Below are 17889 nucleotides of genomic sequence, written 5' to 3' on the forward strand. Positions count from 1 at the left end.
CGCTGTCCTTGCCGGCCAGCGCCGGGTATCCGTCGATCACCGCCTGCAGCCGGGCACGCACCGCGTCCTGCTGCGCCGCCGGCAGCGAGGCGATGAAACTGACCGACATCACGCGGTCCACGATCACCTGCTGCGCGGGACCGACGTGCTGGTAGGGAAAGCTGGACAGCGCCAGTTCGCCGAACCCCTGGGCCGGGAACACCGTCTTCCAGTCGCCCTTGTAGAAGCGCGGCGCATCGCCCTCGAACGGGGTCATGATGGCGGTGAGCTGCGCCACCCAGTCGACCGATTCGTCGCGCACGTTCCAGATCAGGCCAAGCTTGCCGCCGGGCCGCAGCACGCGGCCGATTTCGGCCATGGCCGCGGCGTTGGCAAACCAGTGGAAGGCTTGCGCGCACACCACCGCGTCGACACTGGCGTCGGGCAGCGGGATGGCCTCGGCCGTGCCTTCCAGCGCCTGCACCCCGGGCAGCGCGGTGCCGAACTGGGCGCGCATTGCCGCCACAGGCTCGACCGCGATCACGGTGGCGCCGGTGGCCACCAGCAGGCGGCTGAACTTGCCGGTGCCGGCACCCAGGTCCATCACGGTCTTGCCTGCCTGCAGGCCCAGTTCCGTGCCCAGCCAGGCGGCCAGCTCAGCCGGATAGTCGGGACGGCCGCGGGCGTACGTGTCGGCCTGGCTGGAGAAGCCCTGCGCGGCGGCGTGGTGGATGTCGGTCATGGGTGCGCGATCTCCGCGTGTGTTGGGTGGGGAACCGAAGGCGCCGGGCGGCGCGCAGTCAGGACCCTGGGCGTCTTGCCGTCGCGGCGGCGGCAACCCGACAAGCTACGCTTTCCGCGCCCGGTTCGCAAGCAAGGGCGGCGACAGCGACGACAGCGATCGTCAGAAGGAGGGCACGGGGTTCTCGCCCTGGCTCAGCACATACTTGCCGTCCGCGAAGCGGTAGTGCACCGAAGCGTCCAGGGAGCGCCGCCTGGGCGCCTTGCCGGCGCGCAGCTTGACCTCCTCGCCCTGGAAGGTCAGCGTGAGATCGCCCGGCGCATCGACGCCGGCCGCGAAGGCCGGCTTGCCGTCCACCGAGAAGCAGGTCTGCTCGCCGTCGTCCTGGCTGTCCGCGCCACTGGCGCCGGGAGCCGGCGGCTTGCCGGCGAGCGCGTCGCCGCACGGTTCGAGCGCGCCGCTGTTTTCGGCGCTCATCGGCACCGTGTCGAGCAGCGTCGTGATCTGCCCGGGCGCAAGGCGATAGACCGAGGCCCAGCTTCCGCAATAGCCCTGCCAGCAGCTGCCCCAGGTCAGGGTCATGGCGAAATCGGTGGCCGATACCTTGTCCACCCTGGAGCGCCCGAGCAGGCCTTGCGCGCCCAGGCAGTCGTAGCCGTCGATGCGGCGGCTCAGCCGCCAGTGCCCGCCATCGCGCGTAAAAAAGTACACGCCCAGCCAGGCGCCGGAGGCGTGCCCGCCGAGGGGCGTGCCGTCCTCATCCAGTTCCACGCCCTCGGTCAGCATCACAGCGTGGGTCTCGTCCAGCCGGACCACCTGGATCGGTTTCACATCGAGTGAGCTTTCCTGCAGCGACACGGCCTCCTTGCCCTTGAAGTCCTGGTCCGGCAACCGGGCAACCGCCACGCGGCCCTCGGCGTCGTCGCGCCAGCCGGGAAAGGCGATCTGCATCAGCGCCTCGCGCTTGAGGCTGGTGGCCTGCGCAACCGCTGCGGATGCCGGCGCGGCAGCGGCATCGCCGGCCGCCGCCGCGGCGGGCGTATCGTGCCGCGAGCAGGCCGGCAGGCCAAGGCAAAGCGCCAGGGCCGGGGCCAGCATCAGCCGGGCAAGGTGGCGGGAATCCGGGAAGACAAGATGGCAGGTGCGAGAATGCATGGACGACGGCGAGCGCGAGGCCGCTAGCGAGCGGCCGGTGACAGGCGAAAGAACGGACGAGGCACGACGTGCCGCGGACAGCACTATCCGCGAGCCGGTCCGCGCCGTCAAGCCGGCCCGCTCGCGGCAGCGCCCGCTGTCACACGGCCTTCGTCGCGCGCGCCGCGGCCATGGCCGCCTCCAGTGCCGGCAGGTTACCCTCGCCGAAGCCATGCGAGCCGTCGCGCTGGACGATTTCGAAGAAGAACTCGCCGGCCTCGCGCCGGGCGAAGGCTTGCAGGAAGCGCTCGCGCGTACCGTCATCGCGCAGCGCGCCGTCCACCAGGATGCCGTAGCGCCGCAAGGCCGCCAGATCCAGCCCGTGGCCGGGCACGCGCGCATCCACGGTCTCGTAATAGGCCGGCGGCGGCTCGACGAAACGCACGCCATTGCGCTCCAGCGCGGCCGCGCTGGCCACCAGGTCATCGGTCGCCAGCGCGATATGCTGGATGCCCTCGCCGTGATGGCCCGACAGGTAGTGCTCCATCTGATCGTGGCGCGCCGTGCCCTTCTCGTAGATCGGGATGCGGATCAGGCCGCAAGGCGAAAGCAGCACGCGCGAATCGCTGGCGATGCGCCAGCCCGCGTTGATCTCGTGGATCTCGCGAAAGCCAAGCACCTTGCGATAGAAGTCGAGCCACTCGTCCAGGTGCCCCGGCTCGACCGCCTGCGTCAGGTGATCCACCCGGGTCAGGCCGGCGCCGGTGGTGGACGCGGCCGCATCCGGAGCCGTTTGCGCCAGCGACCGGAAGTCGACGTCGTAGATGGAGATGTCGCCTACGTCGCCGGGCCGGCCTTCCTTGCCGCGCCAGCGGTCGATAAAGTAGATGATGGAGCGGCCGATGCCCTGGATGGCGGGAATATTCAACTCCATGGGGCCCACCGTACCGCCCTCGAACGGCCATGCGCCGGCGTCGACGGCGCGTGCGAACGCGTTCGCCGCATCCTGCACGCGGATGCCGACCGCGCAGATCGACAGGCCGTACTCGGAGGCATAGCGGGTGGCGAAGGAATCCGGCTCGGCATCGACGATGAAATTCATCTCGCCTTGCCGGAACAGCTTCACGTTCTTGTGCCGGTGCTGGGCGATGGCGCGGAAGCCGAACCGCTCGAAGGTGCGCCCGAGCACCACGGGGTCGGGCGAGGCAAACTCGACGAACTCATAACCCATGATGCCCAGCGGATTTTCCCAAGGCAGGAAATCGTCGGCACGCGGGGAAAAAATGTCTCCCGATAGGCTCATCTCTGCTCCTTTTGTCTGGCCGTGGCGGCTGCGGGTGTGCCACATCATAGCAAGCGCTCCGGCTTCGCCCCAGCCCGGCCGCGGGCCCCGGGGAGGGCGGCCACGGCGCGAGCCGAAGCGTATCGGGCGCGCTCTCCACCAACAATGGCGCCGGCCCAACAGTGCCACGTTATTCGCGTGCACGAGAACGATGAACGCACGAAATCAGCGTAAACCCCAGGTTAAAGCGCTGTATCCGGTGCAGCGCGTCTACCACCGGGGCAAACCCGTATTTCGATCCATAAGCGCGCACATGCGTTCGAGTATCGCGCATTATGCTCAATGCATCTCTTGGAACAGGTCAATCGAACCCCTAAGCTTCGGCTAACCACATCGGCCCCTCTCGCTGGCCCGATGGCAACACGGAACGCTACCGGTACACCATGATCAACGGCAAGACTACCCTCATCGCCCATATCGGCTACCCGACCGAGTCCTTCAAGGCCCCGATGATCTACAACCCGTGGTTCGAGCAGCGCGGCATCAATGCCGTGGTGGTTCCCATGGGCCTGAAAGCCGAGGACTACGCCGGCTGCTTCCACTCCCTGTTCCGCCTCACCAATATCCGCGGCGCGCTGATCACGATGCCGCACAAGGTGAGCACCATGGAACTGGTGGACGAAGTCACCCCGACCGCGCGCATTGCCGGGGCCTGCAACGCCGTGCTGCTGCGCGACGACGGCACCCTGCTGGGCGACCAGTTCGACGGCGCGGGTTTCGTGCGCGGCATCCAGCGCAAGGGCTGCCAGCTCGGCGGCGCCAGCGTGCTGGTCTCGGGCTGCGGCGGCGTTGGCTCCGCCATCGCCGCGTCGCTGGCGGCTGCCGGCGTGGCGCGGCTGGGGCTGTTCGATGCGCGCGATGCCTCGGCCCAGGCGCTGGCCGCGCGCCTGCAGGCGCATTACCCGCAGCTGCAGGTGACCACCGGCTCCAGCGACCCTGCCGGCTATGCGGTCGTCGTCAACGCCACGCCGCTGGGCATGAACGAAAACGACCCCCTACCCTTTGACGTGGCACGGATCGACCCACAGGCCTGGGTGGGTGAAGTGGTGATGAAGACCGAGTACACGCCCTTGCTGCGCGCCGCCATGGCACGCGGCTGCAAGGTCCAGGTCGGCACCGACATGCTGTTCGAGATGATCCCCGCCTACCTGGAGTTCTTCGGCTTCGGCACGGCCACGGCGGACGAACTGCGCACGGTCGCCAGGATTGCCTACTGACCGGATAGCGCATAGCGCTAACACGCCGGCGGCAAAGAGAAAGACTCAGACACCCGGACGCCGTACCGGGAAATAACGCAGGACATGAATCAACCGGATGGAGACAATGGCATGACCATGGCTCACAAAAACATGGTCGCGCCGCTCGCCACGAGCGGCTCGATCGCCGACAAGATACGCGCGGCCTTCGCCGTGGGGCGGATGCGCTGGGGCATGCTGGCCCTGGTGTTCTTCGCCACCACGCTCAACTACATCGACCGCGCCGCGCTGGGCGTGTTGCAGCCAGTGCTGGCCAAGGCCATGAACTGGACCGCCCAGGACTACGCCAACATCAATTTCTGGTTCCAGGTCGGCTACGCCGTCGGCTTTGCCGCGCAGGGCCGCCTGATCGACAAGGTGGGCGTAAAGCGCGCCTTCCTGCTGGCGGTGCTGCTGTGGAGCGTCGCGGCCGGCGCGCACGGGCTCGCGGTCTCGGCCGCCGGCTTCATGGTCTGCCGCTTCTTCCTCGGCCTGACCGAGGCCGCCAACTACCCCGCCTGCGTCAAGACCACGCGGCTGTGGTTTCCGGCCGGCGAGCGCGCCATGGCCACCGGCATCTTCAACGCCGGCACCAATGTCGGCGCCATGGTGGCACCGGTGATGCTGCCGCTGATCCTCGTTGCATGGGGCTGGCAAGCCGCGTTCTACTGCATCGGCGCGCTCGGCTTGCTCTGGGTGATCTTCTGGGTACGCAACTACCACGATCCCGAGCAGCATCCGCGCGTCAGCCAGGGCGAGCTGCGCTATGTGCAGCAAGGCGTGGAACCGGCGCCGCAGAAGGTGCCGTACTCGCGCATCCTGCGCATGCGCGGCACCTGGGCCTTCGCCCTCGCCTACACCATCACCGCGCCGGTGTTCTGGTTCTACCTTTACTGGCTGCCGCCTTTCCTCAACCAGCAATACAACCTCGGCATCAGCGTGACGCAGATGGGCATTCCGCTGATCGTGATCTACCTGATGGCGGACGTGGGCAGCATTGGCGGCGGCGCGCTATCGTCGCTGCTGATCGGCCGCGGCATGGCGCCCGTGAAGGCAAGGCTGCTGTCGATGCTGGTGTTCGCCATCTGCATCACCACGATCGTGCTCGCCGCCGGCGCCAGCAGCCTGTGGATGGCGGTGGCCGCCATCTCGATCGCCATCGGCGCGCACCAGGCCTGGACCGCCAATATCTGGAGCATGGTGATGGACTACACGCCCAAGGAAGTGGTCAGCTCCGTGTTCGGCTTCGGCGGCATGATCGGCGCCATCGGCGGCATGTTCATGACCCAGCTCGTCGGCTACGTCCTGACCAGGACGCACAACAACTACGCGGTGCTGTTCACCATGATCCCCTGCGCTTACTTTATCGCGCTGGCCTGGCTGTACTTCATGGCGCCCCGCACGGTCTCGGCCGCGCCCGCCGACCCCGGCCACGCATAGCGACGCGCGCCCCTGTCAACGGGATCCGGCTGGCCAGCCATCCAGCCGGACACCTTCGGTTCCGGTATCTGCCAGCACCGGCACAGCGCCGCCCAGACGGCCCGTGCGAACGGCAACAACAATAGAGGACGGAGATTTCCATGAAGAAGATGCTAGTGCCGCTCGCGGCGCTGGGCGCACTCGCCCAGCCTGCGTTTGCGCAATCCAATGTCACGCTGTACGGGCTGATCGACACCACCATCCGCTTCACCACCCACGCGAACGCCGCCGGCAACAACAAGTGGGAGATGACCGATGGCGAACTCACCGGCAGCCGCTGGGGCCTGCGCGGCACCGAGGATCTCGGCCGCAACATGAAAGCCTTCTACATCCTCGAGTCCGGCTTCAGCCCCGACACCGGCACCAGCCAGCAAGGCGGCCGCCTGTTCGGCCGCACCGCGGTGATCGGCCTCGACGGCGAATTCGGCAAGCTCGCGCTGGGCCGGCAATACACACTCGCGCACGAGATCCTGTCCTCCTACGAGGCCATGGCCTTCGCCAACAACTCCATCGTCGGCTACCAGGGCGGCAACTACACCGGCCTGCGCTACGACAACACCATCAAGTACATCAAGTCCTTCGGCGGCCTGCAGGCCGCCGCCGCCTATACCTTCGGCGAGGTCGCCGGAAATTTCACCGCCAGCAATGCCACCGCCGGCTCGCTCGTCTACAGCACCGGTCCGATCGAAGTCGGCGCCGTCTACCAGGTCACGCACGACGTCTCCTCCGCCTTCTTCGGCGCCGTGCCCGCGGCGCAGGCCAGCAAGCAGACCGTGTGGGGGCTGGGCGGCACCTGGAAGACGGCCCGTGCGCAGTATTACCTCGGCTACACCAACAACCGCCTCGATGTCGCCGACTACCGCAACAACGTGGGTTATGTCGGCACCCGCGTGAACATCACCGATGCGCTCAGCCTGATCGGCACCGTACAGTACGACTGGCTCAAGCATGCCGGCAACAGCGGCAAGCGCCTGACCACCGCGGCCATGCTGGACTACAACCTCAGCAAGCGCACCGATGTGTATGTGGCCGTCGACTACACGCAATTGCGCGGTGCGTGGATCGCGCTGAACAGTTCGCCCAACTTCAACAACAGCGGCAATATGTTCGGCAACACCACGCGCCTCGGCGCCATGGCAGGCATACGCCACAAGTTCTGAGGCCTTTGCGCACCAAAGCAAAACAGCCAGGGCGATACCTGGCTGTTGCTGTGCTCGACACAGTGGTGGCGAACGGGTCAGGACTTGACCGGGCGCCCCGTCTTCACGGCTTCCACGGCCGCTACGGCAGCCATCAGTTGCTCCGCCGAAGCGGCGGCAAGGAGCTGCAGGCCAGCGCGCAGCAACTCGCCCTTCTTGACCTGAACGCCGGCCGCAAGGCAGCGCTGCTTGAGCTCGGCGATCTTTGCGTAGTCCGATTTGGGCATCGTAAAACTGTCGCGCACCACCTTTTCTTTCTTCTGGCGCGCCGGTGCCGCTTCCACGGCGGCGGCGACCGGGGCCGGAGCGGCCTTCGATGGCTTGCCCTTGTCCGCTGTCACCGGCGCGGGTGCGGGCGCAGACTTCTTCTTGCCCGCCGAGGCCTTTACCTTGGCGCTTTCTTTCCTGGCGCCCTTGCTGCTGGCGCCAACACGGCTATCCCGCTTCTCGCCGCTGTCGCCTGACGTGTCGGCGCTGGTCGGAAAATAGAAGGCTTCTTTGGTCGGCGGCTTGATAATTGGCTCATTCATCATGGGATCCTGAAACACGTGAAAAACAGTATATACCGTTTATCCGTCAGCATCCAGAGGGCCGCCGGCCCGGCAGCCTCGCGATCCCCCGAACCTGGCGAACCGAGCGATCAGGCCCTGGCCGTTACTGGGCGGGAGTCCCCGCCAGCTTCGCGCCGATAAACTGCAGCGCGAGGCCATAGCCCTGCGTGCCGAAGCCGGCCATCACCGCCTCCGCGATATCGGAGAGGTAGGAATGATGGCGGAAGGCCTCGCGCTTGTGGACATTCGAGATATGCACCTCGACGAAGGGAATGGCCACGCCGGCGAGGGCATCGCGGATTGCCACGCTGGTGTGGGTGAACGCGCCCGGATTGATCAGGATGAAGCCCACGCCTTCGGCACGCGCCGCGTGGATGCGGTCGATGATGGCGCCTTCATGGTTGCTCTGGAAGCAGGCCAGGGACAAGCCCATGTCGGCCGCCTGCCGCTGCAGCGCGGCCTCGACGTCGGCCAGCGTGGTCGAGCCATAGATCTGCGGCTCGCGCGTGCCCAGCAGGTTCAGGTTGGGTCCGTTCAGGACGAGTACGGATTGCATATGGGTTCCTCCAGTGGTTTTTGCTGGCTATGTGCTTGCGATTGGGTCGTTGCTGTCCGGCGTATCCATGCCGCTCTGGTACCGGGGGCCGGCACGCGGCGGCCGCGGGCGCCGCGCTCAGGCATCCGCCGTATCGACGATCCGCCCCGTGCGCGCAGCCTCGGCGATGGCCTCGGTGACGCGCAGATTCTGCAGCCCATCGTGCACGGTGACAAGGGGCGCGGCGGCGCCACGGATCACATCGCAGAAGTGCGCCAGCTGGCAAGCCAGCGGATCCTCGCGCTCGAGTTCGGCTACGCTGGCCTGGAACGGTTTGAACCAGGAGCGGTCCTCGTCGCGCGCATAGGTCTTGAGCCGCATCGTCGGTACCGCGAGCGAGCCGCGCGTGCCGGCAATCAGGTAGCAATCCTCGTCCGGATAGCTCGGATAGGCTTCGTTCTCGCGCGAGGTCTGCTCCCAGCTGCGTGCCGATGCAGCACTGTCGGACAGCATGAAGGTGCCGAGCGCGCCATTGGCGAAGCGCAGGCCGATGGCCACGGTATCCTCCACCGGAAAGCCGCGCGTGGCGCTGGAGGCCATCGCCTGCACAGCGACGATCTCGCCGCACAACGCGCGCAGGTTGCCGATCTCGTGAACCATATTGATCAGGATCGGGCCGCCGCCGGCCTGGCGGCGCCAGGGCCCGGCTTCGAAGTAATCGTCGGGCTTGTAGAACATGGCGCTGCCGGTCACGGCCACCGGCGCGCCGAGCCGGCCCGATTGCACGATCTGCCGCGCCCTGGCGAGGATCGGGCTATGCGCGCGATGATGCCCCACCAGCAGCCGGGCGCTGGCGGCATCGGCGGCGCGGCGCAGCCTGAGCCCCGCCTCCAGGGTATGCGCGACGGGCTTCTCGATCAGTGCCGGCACGCCGGCGCCGATGCACGCCAGCGCGCCTTCCACATGCCATGCGTTCGGCGTGGCAAGGATCACGCCATCGAGCGCATGCGCGGCCAGCATGGCGTCGAGCGACGCCAGCAGCGGCACGCCCGCCGCGCTTGCCACCCCGGCCGCGCCGGGCGACGGGTCGGCGATGGCGGCCAGTTCACAGGACGGGCTGGCCTGCACCAGTTCGATATGGCGGCGCCCGATCAGGCCCGCGCCGGCGATGCCGATTCGGAGTTGTCTCATATTGCTGTCGATTGGGTTGCGGACGGGCTGCAACACATGCAATGCATGGCATGCCTGCCATATCTGCAATACGGTCTGCAGCCGTCATCAACAGCGTACTGTTATATCCGTTGGCTATAATTGGACGATATGGAAACTCACAATGCACCATCAGCAAACAATGAGCCATTCCTCCGCGACCTGCGCCTGTTCTGCACGGTAGCGCGAAGGTCGAGCTTTATCGCCGGCGCCAGCGAGATGGGGATTTCGCCGGCGCATGTCAGCAAGCGGATCGCCGCGCTCGAGGCCATGCTCGGGGCCAGGCTGTTTCACCGGACCACCCGGCGCGTGAGCATGACGAGCGATGGGGAAGCCGCCTTCCAATGGGCGCAGAAGATCCTCGACGACGTCGAAGGCATGGTGGAGGCGGTCGGCGGCATCCGGCGCGACCCGCGCGGCATGCTGCGCATCAGCACCAGCCTGCGGCTGGGCCGCGATCATGTTGCGCCGGCCCTGTCGCTGCTGCGGCAGCGCTACCCCGAACTGGAAGTGTGGCTGGAACTGCTGGACCGCCGGGTCGACCTGATCGGCGAGAACTTCGACCTCGACATCCGCGTGGGCGAGGTCCAGGAGCCGCACCTGATCGCCCACAGGATCGTGCCGGGCAGCCGCATACTCTGCGCGGCACCCGCCTACCTCGCGCGGCGCGGCGAGCCCAGGCTGCCGGCCGAGCTGGCGCGGCACGATTGCCTGCCCTTCCGCGACCGGGAGCAGAGCTTCGGCGTGTGGCGGCTGCATGGCCCGAACGGCCTGGAATCCGTCAAGGTGACGGGACCGATGGCGTCCAACCATAGCGATATCGTCCGCCAGTGGGCGCTTGAAGGCTACGGCGTCATCATGGCGTCGATCTGGGATGTGGCCCCCAGCATCCGCAGCGGCAAGCTGGTGCGCGTGCTGCCCGCCTACCACCAGCCCGCCGATGTCTGGGCCGTCACCACGGCGCGCGCGTCCGGCTCGGCCAAGATGCGGGTATGCATCGACTTCCTGAAGGCGCAGCTCACCGACGGCCCGTTCGCCCTGGCGACGGATCTCGGCGATGACGCCGGGCCCGGCAGCGTCAGAGCACCCGCATGATCGAGATCGCGGTGTCCTGCAGCACCTGCAGCACCCGCTCCAGCGCCTGCTCGGCGCTCTCGTCGCCGATCTGCATATTGACGCTCAGCGCCGCGATCACCTTGCCGTGCCGGTCGCGCAGCGGCACCGCCACCCCGCGTACGCCGATCTGCAACTGCTGCTCGACCAGCGCGTAGCCCTGGGCACCGGCCTTCCTGACCTCCGCCAGCAGGCGGTCGTGCTGCATGATGGTGTAAGGCGTGTATGGCGTCAGCACGCAGCCCTCCAGCCAGGCCTTGACCTTATCCTCCGGCTCCGAGGCCAGCATCATCACACCGGCCGACGCCAGCGGCGCCGGCACGCGCGCGCCCAGCACGAAGCCCGTGTTCATGACCCGGCTGGTGCCGGTGCGGCAGATGAACACCAGCTCCCAGTCGTCCAGCACGCTCAGGTAAGCCGGCTCGCCGACCGCGGCGGTGATCTGCTGCAGGAATGGCTGCACCGTGCGTGGCAGGCGCGCGGAATCGAAATAGGACCAGCCCACCTTGAGCACGCGCGGGCTGAGGCTGAACAGCGTGCCATCGCTGGTGGTGTAGCCAAGATGCTCCAGCGTCAGCAGGTAGCGCCGCGCCGCGGTACGCGTCAGGCCCGTGAGCTGGGCCGCCTGCGTAGGCGTCAGGCGCGGATGGTCGTTGTCGAACGCCTCCAGGATGGCCAGGCCCTTCTCCAGTCCAGCAATCCAGTCGCGCCGGCTCAATGGTTCTTTATCCATAGCGAAAACCCTAATCTCGAGCGACAGTCGCTCTTGTTGGCGCGATTATCGCACGTCTGCGCGCGGATTGCGCTTGTTGTGGCGTCAGATCGGTCCTAACCTAGCTCTGCACGAAACGCGTGCTCGCAGGGGCCACGCCCCTCGCCGCGGCGGCGCGAAGCGCACACACCTGAATCTCCTCACCCACGTATCACCCGCAGCATGCACGCAGGATTTGACATGGAACCCGCAGTCTGGCGCCACCCGAAATCGATCGCCACCGTATCGCTCTCCGGCACGCTGCCGGAAAAACTGGAAGCGGCCGCCGCGGCCGGATTCGACGGCGTCGAGATCTTCGAGAACGACCTGCTGAATTTCGACGGCTCGCCCGCCGACGTACGCCGCATCGCGGCCGATCTCGGGCTGGCTATCCCCCTGTATCAACCCTTCCGCGATTTCGAGGCCATGCCCGCTGAGTTCCGCGCCCGCAATATGGCGCGCGCGGAGCGCAAGTTCGACGTGATGGAGGAACTGGGCGCGCCCATGGTGCTGGTCTGCAGCAATGTGCAGGGCATCGCCATCGACGATCCAGCCCGCGCCGCCGACGACCTACGCGCCATGGCCGAAGCCGCGGCAAAGCGCGGCCTGCTGGTGGGCTTCGAGGCGCTGGCCTGGGCTCGCCATACCAGGCGGTGGCGCCAGGCGTGGGAGATCGTGCGGCAGGCGGACCACCCCGCGCTCGGCCTGATCCTGGACAGCTTCCACACCCTCTCGCTCGGCGATACGCTCGAAGGCATCGCTGCAGTGCCGGCGGAGAAGCTGTTCTTCGTGCAACTGGCCGATGCGCCCAGGATGAGCATGGATGTGCTGTCGTGGAGCCGGCACCACCGCAACTTCCCCGGCCAGGGCGACCTCGCCGTCACCGGGTTCGCGCGCGCGGCGATCGATGCGGGCTATCGCGGGCCGCTGTCGCTGGAGATCTTCAACGACGAATTCCGCGCGGCACCGGCGCGCCTGACCGCGCTGGACGGGCTGCGCTCGCTGATCTGGCTCGAGTCCGAGGCCGGCGGCCCCGCCCTGCCAGCCGCACCGGATTTCGGCGGCGTCGACTTCCTGGAGTTCGCGGTGGACTACGTGGCCGGGCGCGAACTGGGCGAGCGCCTGCGTTCGCTGGGCTTCGCGCGCGCCGGCCGCCACCGCTCCAAGGCTGTGGACCTGTACCGCCAGGGCGGCGTCAATATCATCCTCAACGCGGAGCAGGACAGCGCCGCCGCCGAGCATTTCCAGCTGCACGGGCCGTCAGTCTGCGCGCTCGGACTGAAGGTGGACGACGCCCAGCGTGCCATCGCCCGCGCCCGCGCCCTGCTATGCAAGGAGTGGCGCGAACGCATCGGCCCCGACGAGCGCAGCATTCCGGCAGTGCGCGCGCCGGACGGCATGCTGTTCTACCTGATCGACGAACAGGACTCCGGCCGCAGCATCTACGAAAGCGATTTCCTGCTGGACCATTGCAGCACCGGCTGCGCCGGCACCGGCGCCGGCCTCACGGCCATCGACCATATCGCCCAGGCCCTGCCCCCGCACCGGCTCGACAGCTTTGTGCTGTTCTACAGGACGGTGTTCGGCCTGCAGGCCGAGGCGCTCCATGAAATCGCCGATCCCTATGGCCTCGTGAAGAGCCGCGCCATGGTCAGCCCCGGGCAGAACATACGGATTCCGCTCAACGTCTCGGAGAGCAGCCGCACCGCCACCGGCAGGTTCGTCACCGCCTATGCGGGCTCGGGCATCCATCACATCGCCTTCCGTACGTCCGACCTGAGCGGGACGCTGACGCAGATCGAGCCCGCCGAAGCCGCCATGCTCCATGTGCCCGACAACTACTACGACGATGTCGGCGCCCGGCTCGGGCTGGACGACGCGCTGCTGGAACGCCTGCGGCGCCAGCAACTGCTTTACGACAGGGATGCCGGCGGCGAATTCCTGCACGCCTACACCGAGCCGTTTCACGACCGCTTCTTCTTCGAACTGGTGCAGCGCGACGGCTACCTCGGCTTCGGCGCGGCCAACGCCTCGCTGCGCATGGCGGCGCAAGCCCTCGCCAGCCGCAGCCGGCCTGCCCGGCCGGCCTGAGGCCGCCGCTGCGTTCATACATTGACCTTGGAGTTTCACATGCAAGATCCCTGCATCATCTCGGTGGCCATCACCGGTTCGGTCCCCCGCAAGAAAGACAACCCCGCCATTCCCATCTCGGTCACCGAGCAGATCGAGAGCACGCACGAGAGCTTCGAGGCGGGCGCCACGCTGGTCCACCTGCACGTGCGCGACGACGCCGAGAACGCCAGCTCCGACCCGGCGCGCTTCGCCGCCCTGCAGGACGGCATCCGCAAGCACTGCCCCGGCATGATCGTGCAGTTCTCCACCGGCGGGCGCGGGCGCGCAATGGAGCAGCGCGGCGCCATGCTCGACCTGCGGCCCGACATGGCCTCGCTGGCCACCGGCTCGGTCAACTTCCCCACCACGGTCTACGAAAACCCGCCCGACTTCGTGCGCGCCCTGGCCAAGGCCATGCGCGACTACCGCATCAAGCCCGAAATCGAGATCTTCGACCTGGCGATGCTCTACAACACGGCGGACCTGGTCAAGGAGGGCCTGCTGCTGGCACCCGTGCACGTGCAGTTCGTGTTCGGCATCAAGAATGCGCTGCCGGCGCGCAAGGAAATCCTGGCGTTCCAGGTGGAGCAACTGAAGACAGTCCTGCCCGGCGCGACCTGGACCGCCGCCGGCATCGGCCGGCACCAGCTGGAGGTCAACCACTGGACGCTGCAGCTCGGCGGGCACTGCCGCACCGGCCTGGAAGACAATGTGCGCTGGGACAAGGACACGCTGGCCGCCAGCAACGCGCAGCTGGTGGGCCGGGTGGCGCAGCTGTGCGCGGAGTACGGCCGCGCCGTGGCCACGCCAGCGCAGGCGCGCCAGCTGCTCGGCCTGTGAAGCCCCCCGTGCCGTCCGGCCGCCAGCCCGTTTTGAACGGCGCGCATCTCGTGATACCGTAGAGAAGATCGAATCCGGGGCCATCGGCAGGCTCCCCCCCCAAACTTGGATTTCGAAAACATCTTCTTCGTCGGCTTCATGGGCGCCGGTAAAACCACCATAGGCAGGACGGTGGCGCGCCGGCTCGGACTGCCTTTTTTCGACACCGACCACGAAATCGAAGCCCGCTGCGGCGTGCGCATTCCCACCATCTTCGAGCTGGAAGGCGAGGAAGGCTTCCGCCAGCGCGAAACCCGCACGCTCGACGAACTGACCCAGCGCAAAGGCATTGTGCTGGCCACCGGCGGCGGTGCCGTGCTGCGCGCGGAAAATCGCGAGATGCTGCGCTCGCGCGGCTATGTGATCTACCTGTGCGCCTCGCCCGCCGAACTCTGGCACCGCACCCGGCGCGACCGCAACCGCCCGCTGCTGCAGGGCGCCAACCCGCGCGCCACCCTGGAAGCCCTTTACCGGGTGCGCGACCCGCTCTATCGCGAAACGGCGCACCTGGTCATGCCGCCGCATGGCGACAGCGTGGCGCAGGCCGCGGCACGGGTGCTCGACCGGCTCGGCTGGGGGCAGCAGGCCATGCCTCCGGAAGAAAGCCCCAAGCCGGGCTGAGGCGGCCGCCTCTCCCCCGAGCGCCGACAGCACTGCGCGGCGTGCCGGAATCCGCACTATCCGCGGGGCACGCCCTGCGCCGTCCGGCGCCATGGCAGCCTCAGTGCTGCATGCCCCAGCGCCGCACCGTCACGCGTTCGAGCGTCCTGAATACAAGGTTCTCGACCAGCAGGCCGATCAGGATCACCATGGCCAGGCCGGCAAACACGCGGTCGGTGTACAGCTCGTTGCGGTTCTGGAAGATGTACCAGCCCAGCCCGCCCTTGCCCGACGACGCGCCAAACACCAGCTCGGCCGCGATCAGCGTGCGCCAGGCGAAGGCCCAGCCGATCTTCAGGCCGGACAGGATGGCGGGCAGCGCGGCCGGCACCAGGATCAGCAGCACGTAGCGCAGCCCGCGCAGGCCATAGTTGCGCCCGGCCATGCGCAAGGTGGCGGGCACGCCCCGGAAGCCGGCATAGGTGTTCAGCGCCAGCGGCCACAGCACCGAATGCACCAGCACGAACACCAGGCTCCTGCTGCCAAGCCCGAACCACAGCAGCGCCAGCGGCAGCAGCGCGATGGCCGGCAGCGGGTTGAACATGGAGGTCAGCGTGTCCAGCACGTCGCGTCCCAGTTCGGTGGACACCGCCAGCGTGGTCAGCACAAAGGCCAGCACGATGCCGCCCGCATAGCCTTGCAGCAATACCGACATCGAAATGCCGGCCTTGGACAGCAACTCGCCGTTGCCGATCCCTTCGGCAAAGGCCTGGGCGGTGGCGAGGAAACCCGGCAGCAGGAGATCGTTATCCTGCACCCGGGCAACGATCTCCCACAGGCAGGCCAGCACCGCCAGGATCAGCGTCTTGCGCAGCCAGCCTTGCTGCCACAGGCGCTGCGGCCAGGGCAAGGCGCGCGCCACCGGCAAGGCGGTGAAGGGTTCCAGCGTGCGCTCGTACTCGGCGCGGATGACGGGAGCCGGATGGGCGGGAATGGGTAACGTGCCTGCTGACGTGCCTGCTGACGTGCTTGTACTCATGATCGGTCCTGGCAAACGCTCAGCGCGCCTGCGCGGTGCGTGCCGGCGATGGCGCCGCCTGCGGCGCTTCGTCGAACAGCAATTGATGGATGCGCCGCGCGGCGGCCTGGAACTCGGCGCCGCCCTGGCTGGCAAGGTCGTACTGGTGGCTGTTGAGTTCGGCGCGGACCCGGCCCGGATGCGGCGACAGCAGCAGGATGCGGCTGCCCACCACCAGCGCCTCTTCGATCGAATGCGTGACGAACAGCAGCGTGAAAGCGGCGTCGTCCCACAGCGCCAGCAGTTCCTCCTGCATGCGCCGGCGCGTCAGCGCGTCGAGCGCGGCGAAGGGCTCGTCCATCAGCAGCACCTTGGGCCGCATCGCCAGCGCGCGGGCAATCGCCACGCGCTGCTTCATGCCGCCCGACAAGGTGTGCGGATAGGCATCGGCAAAATTCGCCAGCCCCACCTTGTCGAGAAAATGCAGCGCGCATTCCGAGGCTTCCCGGCGCGACATGCCGCGCGAACGCACCAGCGGGAACATCACGTTCTGCCGCACCGTCTTCCAGGGCGGCAACTGGTCGAACTCCTGGAACACCACGATGCGGTCGGGGCCGGGCGCGCTGACGGGCACGCCTTCGAGCCGGATCTCGCCCTCGCACGGCGGCACGAAACCCGCCACCGCCTTGAGCAAGGTCGACTTGCCGCAACCCGACGGACCGAGCAGCACGAAACGGTCAGCGGCGTGGACATCGAAACTGACCTGGTGGGTGGCCCGCACCACCCGCTCGGGGGTGCGGTATTCCAGCGAGACGCCGTCCACCTGCAACAGCGGCGCGGCGGCGGGGCGCGCGGACACCACGCGTAGCGGCGGCACGGACATATCAGCTGCCTTGCGCGGTGACCGGGTCCTGGAAGAAATAATCCTGCCAGGATTTGGGCTGGTTGCGGATCGCGCCCACCCGGTGCATGAACTCGGCCAGCGCAAAGGTATTCTGCGGCGCCACCTTGAACTGCACCTGCGGGTTCTTCAGGATCTTGACCAGCAGCGCGCGGTCGATCTTTGCCTTGTTCACGCGGATGTACAGGTCGGCCGCGGCTTCCGGATCGGCGGTGGCGAACTTTGCCGCCTCGGCCAGCGCATCGACGAAGGCGCGGTAGGTCTTGGGGTTGTCGTTGCGGAATTTCTCGGTGGCGTACAGCACCGTGGCCGAACTGGGGCCGCCCAGCACGTCATACGAATTCAGCACGATGCGCGCATTGGGGTTGCCGGCCAGCTCCTGCTCCTGGAACGGCGGGTTGCCGAAGTGGCCGCTGATCTCGGTGCCGCCGGCAATGATGGCCGCCGCGGCATCCGGGTGAGGCACCGCCACGGTCCACTTGTCGAGGCGGTTGTACTCCTTGTCGCCCCACTGCCTGGCGGCCGCCAGCTGCAGCACGCGCGACTGCACCGACACCGATACCGCCGGCAGCGCGATGCGGTCCTTGTCGGTGAAGTCGGCGATGGACTTGACCCTGGGGTTGTTGCTGACCAGGTAGTACGGGAAATTACCCAGCGACGCCACGCCCTTGACGTTCTGCCTGCCATGGGTGCGGTCCCACACCGTCAGCAAAGGGCCCACGCCCGCGCCGGCGATATCGATCGCGCCGGAGAGCAATGCATCGTTGACGGCGGCACCGCCGGAGAGCTGGGTCCACTCCACCTTGACGTCGAGGCCTTGCTGCTTGCCGTGCTTCTCGATCAGTTGCTGGTCGCGCGCCACGTTGAGCAGCAGGTAGACCACGCCGAACTGCTCGGCGATACGGATCTTGCCTTCCGCGTGCGCCGCGCCGGAGATCGCCATGCCGGCGGCCAGCGTCAGCGCGAGCGCGCCGCGCGATAAGCCGGCGGGGAAGAAACGGGAACGAAGCAGGGACATGCGGGACTCCAGTGAATATGGTATGGGGTGCGATTGGATGCGATGCGATGCCGGAGCAGGCATGGCGAGATCCCCGCCATTCCCTCGCGCCT

The 17889-nt window shown here is 67.6% G+C and carries 17 protein-coding genes; 7 read left to right on the forward strand and 10 right to left on the reverse strand.

The window, feature by feature from the left end:
* The 3 genes from P3W85_RS16600 to P3W85_RS16610 all read right to left on the reverse strand — a co-directional run.
* On the reverse strand, nt 1-721 hold a 721-nt coding region (locus P3W85_RS16600), incomplete at its 3' end, for a class I SAM-dependent methyltransferase (protein ID WP_276265583.1).
* A 162-nt stretch (nt 722-883) separates the two neighbouring features.
* Complete coding sequence (locus tag P3W85_RS16605) at nt 884-1876, reverse strand: hypothetical protein (RefSeq protein ID WP_276265584.1); 993 nt, start codon at nt 1874-1876, stop codon at nt 884-886.
* Nucleotides 1877-2015: 139 nt separating this feature from the next.
* Nucleotides 2016-3158, reverse strand: coding sequence for a 4-hydroxyphenylpyruvate dioxygenase family protein (locus P3W85_RS16610; protein ID WP_017224869.1), 1143 nt, complete (start codon nt 3156-3158; stop codon nt 2016-2018).
* 422 nt (nt 3159-3580) lie between these two features.
* Here P3W85_RS16610 and P3W85_RS16615 point away from each other — a divergent pair, with 422 nt between their 5' ends.
* From P3W85_RS16615 to P3W85_RS16625, 3 genes are all read left to right on the forward strand, one after another.
* Nucleotides 3581-4414, forward strand: a complete 834-nt coding sequence (locus P3W85_RS16615) for a shikimate dehydrogenase family protein (RefSeq protein WP_276265585.1) — start codon at nt 3581-3583, stop codon at nt 4412-4414.
* Between the two features lie 111 nt (nt 4415-4525).
* Nucleotides 4526-5872, forward strand: coding sequence for an MFS transporter (locus tag P3W85_RS16620; RefSeq protein ID WP_276265586.1), 1347 nt, complete (start codon nt 4526-4528; stop codon nt 5870-5872).
* A 140-nt stretch (nt 5873-6012) separates the two neighbouring features.
* On the forward strand, nt 6013-7071 hold the full coding sequence (locus P3W85_RS16625) for a porin (protein WP_276265587.1): 1059 nt from the start codon (nt 6013-6015) through the stop codon (nt 7069-7071).
* Between the two features lie 77 nt (nt 7072-7148).
* On the opposite strand, the gene P3W85_RS16630 is transcribed toward P3W85_RS16625, so the two are convergent.
* The 3 genes from P3W85_RS16630 to P3W85_RS16640 form a co-directional block, all read right to left on the reverse strand.
* Complete coding sequence (locus P3W85_RS16630; RefSeq protein WP_017225438.1) at nt 7149-7640, reverse strand: hypothetical protein; 492 nt, start codon at nt 7638-7640, stop codon at nt 7149-7151.
* A gap of 124 nt (nt 7641-7764) precedes the next feature.
* On the reverse strand, nt 7765-8217 hold the full coding sequence (gene aroQ, locus P3W85_RS16635; protein WP_017225437.1) for a type II 3-dehydroquinate dehydratase: 453 nt from the start codon (nt 8215-8217) through the stop codon (nt 7765-7767).
* A gap of 117 nt (nt 8218-8334) precedes the next feature.
* Nucleotides 8335-9387: a Gfo/Idh/MocA family protein gene (locus tag P3W85_RS16640; protein ID WP_276265588.1), complete on the reverse strand. Its 1053-nt coding sequence runs from the start codon at nt 9385-9387 to the stop codon at nt 8335-8337.
* Nucleotides 9388-9516: 129 nt separating this feature from the next.
* Here P3W85_RS16640 and P3W85_RS16645 point away from each other — a divergent pair, with 129 nt between their 5' ends.
* The gene (locus P3W85_RS16645) at nt 9517-10500 is read left to right on the forward strand and encodes a LysR family transcriptional regulator (protein WP_035815966.1); all 984 of its coding nucleotides are present in this window, start codon (nt 9517-9519) and stop codon (nt 10498-10500) included.
* Here the strand turns inward: P3W85_RS16645 and P3W85_RS16650 are convergent.
* Complete coding sequence (locus P3W85_RS16650; protein ID WP_035815968.1) at nt 10484-11251, reverse strand: IclR family transcriptional regulator domain-containing protein; 768 nt, start codon at nt 11249-11251, stop codon at nt 10484-10486. The genes P3W85_RS16645 and P3W85_RS16650 overlap by 17 nt on opposite strands.
* 219 nt (nt 11252-11470) lie before the next feature.
* Between P3W85_RS16650 and P3W85_RS16655 the strand changes: the two genes are divergently transcribed.
* The 3 genes from P3W85_RS16655 (at nt 11471) to P3W85_RS16665 (ending at nt 14881) form a co-directional block, all read left to right on the forward strand.
* Nucleotides 11471-13360, forward strand: coding sequence for a bifunctional sugar phosphate isomerase/epimerase/4-hydroxyphenylpyruvate dioxygenase family protein (locus P3W85_RS16655; protein WP_276265589.1), 1890 nt, complete (start codon nt 11471-11473; stop codon nt 13358-13360).
* A 39-nt stretch (nt 13361-13399) separates the two neighbouring features.
* Nucleotides 13400-14221 carry a 3-keto-5-aminohexanoate cleavage protein gene (locus P3W85_RS16660; protein ID WP_276265590.1) on the forward strand — a complete coding sequence of 274 codons (822 nt, stop codon included), beginning with the start codon at nt 13400-13402 and terminating at the stop codon, nt 14219-14221.
* A gap of 105 nt (nt 14222-14326) precedes the next feature.
* Nucleotides 14327-14881 (forward strand): shikimate kinase, encoded by a 555-nt coding sequence (locus P3W85_RS16665; protein ID WP_276265591.1) that lies wholly within the window; start codon nt 14327-14329, stop codon nt 14879-14881.
* A gap of 100 nt (nt 14882-14981) precedes the next feature.
* On the opposite strand, the gene P3W85_RS16670 is transcribed toward P3W85_RS16665, so the two are convergent.
* From P3W85_RS16670 to P3W85_RS16680, 3 genes are read right to left on the reverse strand one after another with little or no spacing between them, the layout of a single operon-like run.
* Complete coding sequence (locus P3W85_RS16670; protein ID WP_276265592.1) at nt 14982-15899, reverse strand: ABC transporter permease; 918 nt, start codon at nt 15897-15899, stop codon at nt 14982-14984.
* Nucleotides 15900-15918: 19 nt separating this feature from the next.
* Nucleotides 15919-16761 carry an ABC transporter ATP-binding protein gene (locus P3W85_RS16675; protein ID WP_276265593.1) on the reverse strand — a complete coding sequence of 281 codons (843 nt, stop codon included), beginning with the start codon at nt 16759-16761 and terminating at the stop codon, nt 15919-15921.
* A gap of 1 nt (nt 16762) precedes the next feature.
* Complete coding sequence (locus tag P3W85_RS16680) at nt 16763-17797, reverse strand: ABC transporter substrate-binding protein (protein WP_017229752.1); 1035 nt, start codon at nt 17795-17797, stop codon at nt 16763-16765.
* Between the last annotated feature and the right edge of the window lie 92 nt (nt 17798-17889).

It is taken from the genome of Cupriavidus basilensis, from assembly GCF_029335485.1.
Lineage (GTDB): Bacteria > Pseudomonadota > Gammaproteobacteria > Burkholderiales > Burkholderiaceae > Cupriavidus > Cupriavidus basilensis_E.